This window comes from Devosia sp. (assembly GCF_017307565.1).
Taxonomy (GTDB): Bacteria; Pseudomonadota; Alphaproteobacteria; order Rhizobiales; family Devosiaceae; genus Devosia.
In genome coordinates this window covers 1-3,336 of the sequence record NZ_JAFKHD010000291.1, presented here as the reverse complement: position 1 = coordinate 3,336, position 3,336 = coordinate 1, and the positions used below count along the sequence as shown (strand labels likewise).

The window sequence follows — 3,336 nt, the reverse complement described above, 5'->3', positions numbered from 1 at the left end:
GGCCCCTAGAAGGCCGCAATGGTTCAGGCCCAAGCGTATGAAGTCACACCCATTAATGTCAATGAGTTTCAGAAAACGGCAAAGTTCTGAAGTTTTGTTTCAGAGATGGATTGAACTGGGCTAGATTGACCGCCGCGCCGGGCCGGAGGGGCAGGCGCGCGGAGGACTAATCTTGGGTATCCAGTCGACGATCGAGGCGTCTTCGGCCAAGTTCACGCCGGCCATGCGACGGGTTGCCATGGTGATCCGGGATACGCCGAGCCTGGTGCTCGACAAGACCATCTATGAGCTGGCGGCGACCTGCGGGACGTCGGTCGCGTCAGTGGTGCGGTTCTGTCAGGCGCTTGGCCTCTCTGGTTATGCACAGTTACGCATGTCGCTGGCGACGGAGCTGGGGAAAGAGACCGCGCAATTCGGCTCGAACCTGATTCTGGGCGCGGAAATTGCCCGGTCCGACACCTTGCAGGAAATGGCGTCCAAGGTTGCCTCGCTCGAAATGCTGGCGATCGACGAGACGGTGTCGGGGCTCGACTATGAAGCGCTCGAACGGGTGGTGGCGGCGCTCGATGGGGCGCAGCGCATTTTGCTGTTCGGGATCGGAGCGAGCCAGTTCGTGGCGCAGGACCTGCACCACAAACTGTTCCGTATCGGGCGCAATGCCTTTCTCCTGGCCGATCCGCATGAGGCCTGGACGGCGGCGCTGCTGTCGCCGCCGCGCACGGTGGCGGTCGGGTTTTCCCATTCGGGCGAGACGGCGGATACGGTGCGCTACATCGAGATTGCCCGGCAGGCCGGGGCGCTGACCATTGCGTTGACGGGATCGCCGGATTCAGCGCTGGCGCGGGCGGCGGACGAGTGCCTTGTGAGCCGGGCGCGGGAAAGCCGGCTGCGCGCCGGGGCCATGGTGAGCCGCATTGCGCAGCTCGCCATTGTCGATTGCCTGTTTCTGGGCGTCGCGAGCCAACGTTATGAGCAGACCGTCGATGCGCTCGAGCGGACGCGCGACGTGACCCACCCGCGCTAGGCGCGCTTGCCCGTGCCCCAGAGCGTGCCGCCAGTGGGGTCTATCACGCCATTGGTATAGGTCAGGCCGCCCGGCCGGTCGGCGGCGAGGAGCAGCGGGCCGTCGAGATCGACCCAGCGGGCGAAGGCGGCGAGGAGGGACGCCGGCATCATCGAGAGCGAGGTGCTGACCATGCAGCCGACCATGATGGCCAGGTTCAGGTCGCGGGCGCGTTGGGCGACGGCCAGCGCCTCGGTGAGGCCGCCGGTCTTGTCGAGCTTTACATTGATGGCGTCGTAGCGGCCCACCAGTTGTTCGAGGCCGGTCAGGGCGTGGACGCTTTCATCGGCGCAGATGGGAACCACGTGATCGATTTCGGCGAGGAGGGCGTCGTTGCCGGCGGGCAGGGGCTGCTCGACGAGTTCGATGCCAGCACGCTGGGCGGCGTGGAGGAGGTCTTGCAGCTCGTCGGGCAGCCAGCCTTCATTGGCATCGACGATGAGGCGCGTCTCGGGCACGGCGGCGCGGATGGCGGCGAGGCGATCGGCATCGCCGGGGGCGCCGAGTTTGAGCTTGAGGAGCGGCATGTGGCTGTGGCGCCGGGCGGCGTCGGCCATGGCCTCGGCGGTGTCGAGGCTGATCGTGTAGGCGGTCTCGATGGGGCCGGGGGCGGTGATCCCGGCAAGGCTGACGACGCTGCGCCCGGCAAGGGCGGCTTCGAGATCCCAGAGGGCGCAATCAAGGGCATTGCGCGCAGCGCCGGGCGGCAGGGCGGACTGGAGGCCGGTGCGGTCAAGGCCTGCGGCGAAAGCGTCGCGGAGGCTCAGGATAGCGGCAAGCGTTGCGTCCAGCGTCTCGCCATAGCGGGCATAGGGGACGCATTCGCCGGTGCCGATCACCCCGTCGCGCTCCAGTTCCACGCGGATAACCTGCGCTTCGGTCTTGCTGCCGCGGGAGATGGTGAAGCGGCCGGCGATCGCAAAGCTTTCGATCTCGGCGCGGAGGGTGGTCTTGGTCATATCGGCTGCACTTGGGGGAGTGGATAGGCGGCGCAGTCCTAACAGCCGAGCGCCGGCAATGTCCACGTTTGGCCGCAGCATGGGATGCGGCCAAACGTGCTGGTGCCGATCAGGCGGCCTTCTGGGCAGCTTCCTGTTCGGTGCGCAGCGTGCTGAGGGCGCTGGCCCACTTGTAGAGTTCGTCGAGCTGGCCGGTCAGGCCCGTGGTCATGGCTTCGTTGCCGCGGAAAACGCCGTCTTCGCCGATGAACTGGGGGAAGGAGGGAACCGGAACGACCTGAGGGAGGGCATGCACGTTCACATTGCCGAGCAGCTGGCGCAGCGCCTGGGCCGAGCGCAGACCACCCGAAATGCCGCCATAGCTGACGACGCCGGCAGCCTTGTAGCCCCATTCCTTGAGCAGGGTCTGGATGGCGTTCACGAGGGCGGCGGGGGCGAAGTAATTGTATTCCGGCGTCACGAAGATATAGGCGTCGGCGGAACCGATGATGCTGGCCCAGCGGCGGGTGTGATCATGCTCGTATTTCTGCATCACCGGGTGGGTGGCTTCATCCAGAAGCGGCAGCTTGAGATCGGCGAGGTCGACGAGTTCGATGTCGAAACGGCTGTCCTGACGCGCGACCTCTTCCACCCATTTGGCAATGGTGGGGCCAACCCGGCCGGGGCGGGTGCTGCCGATGATGATCTTGAGAGAGAGCGCCATGCTGAAAGTCTTTCCTTGGGCGAGCCGGGCCACGGTCCGCCAAGGGCGTTCCGCAGCGAGCCGGGCTCTGGTCATGAATGTTGCGTATCGAATGGAAACATAAGTTTCCGCTGGATACTGCGTGCCTATGTATTACACTGAGGCAAAGGCGCAAGACGGCACCTTCATGATACGGGAGTATCCTCGGTGAAACCTGATAGCCCCAATGGGGCACACAGCTATTGCGGGGCGGCCCGCGAAATTCTCACCATTATCGGGGCGAAATGGGCGGTTCTGGTGGTGAGCCTGCTCGACGAAAAGCCGCGGCGCTTTTCCGAACTGAAGCGGGAAATCGGCGACATCACGCAGAAGTCACTGACCAGCGTGCTGCGGGAACTGGAAAAGGACGGGATCATCGAGCGGGTGGTGACGCCCACCGTGCCGCCGCGGGTCGACTACAGCCTGACCGAACTTGGCCGCTCGCTGCTGGTGCCAATCAAGGCGCTGCGGCTCTGGGCCATGGAAAACCATCCCGCCGTCGTCGCCGCGCGCGAGCGCTTCGAGGTCAAGACCGCCGCCTGAGCGGCCTAAGGCCGGCAGGCACAGATCGCGAAAAGTGCGCGCGGCCGCCG

Annotated in this window: 4 protein-coding genes; 2 read left to right on the top strand and 2 right to left on the bottom strand. The window is 65.3% G+C overall.

Annotated elements, in window-relative coordinates; translation table 11 throughout:
- The first annotated feature begins 172 nt into the window (after nucleotides 1-172).
- Entirely contained in the window at nucleotides 173-1,024 is an 852-nt protein-coding gene (locus J0I64_RS08780; protein WP_291407224.1) for a MurR/RpiR family transcriptional regulator, read from the top strand.
- Here the strand turns inward: J0I64_RS08780 and dgcA are convergent.
- Both dgcA and J0I64_RS08770 read right to left on the bottom strand, forming a co-directional pair.
- Nucleotides 1,021-2,022 carry an N-acetyl-D-Glu racemase DgcA gene (gene dgcA / locus J0I64_RS08775; protein WP_291407222.1) on the bottom strand — a complete coding sequence of 334 codons (1,002 nt, stop codon included), beginning with the start codon at nucleotides 2,020-2,022 and terminating at the stop codon, nucleotides 1,021-1,023. The genes J0I64_RS08780 and dgcA overlap by 4 nt on opposite strands.
- A 109-nt stretch (nucleotides 2,023-2,131) precedes the next feature.
- Nucleotides 2,132-2,725 (bottom strand): NAD(P)H-dependent oxidoreductase, encoded by a 594-nt coding sequence (locus J0I64_RS08770; RefSeq protein WP_291407220.1) that lies wholly within the window; start codon nucleotides 2,723-2,725, stop codon nucleotides 2,132-2,134.
- Between the two features lie 186 nt (nucleotides 2,726-2,911).
- On the opposite strand from J0I64_RS08770, the gene J0I64_RS08765 reads away from it, so the two are divergent.
- Nucleotides 2,912-3,286 carry a helix-turn-helix domain-containing protein gene (locus tag J0I64_RS08765; protein WP_291407218.1) on the top strand — a complete coding sequence of 125 codons (375 nt, stop codon included), beginning with the start codon at nucleotides 2,912-2,914 and terminating at the stop codon, nucleotides 3,284-3,286.
- The last annotated feature ends 50 nt before the right edge of the window (nucleotides 3,287-3,336 follow it).

Bases quoted from the DNA above. Each gene is read 5' to 3' on its own strand.
- dgcA (WP_291407222.1), bottom strand. From the start codon at position 2,022: ATGACCAAGACCACCCTCCGCGCCGAGATCGAAAGCTTTGCGATCGCC.
- J0I64_RS08770 (WP_291407220.1), bottom strand. From the start codon at position 2,725: ATGGCGCTCTCTCTCAAGATCATCATCGGCAGCACCCGCCCCGGCCGG.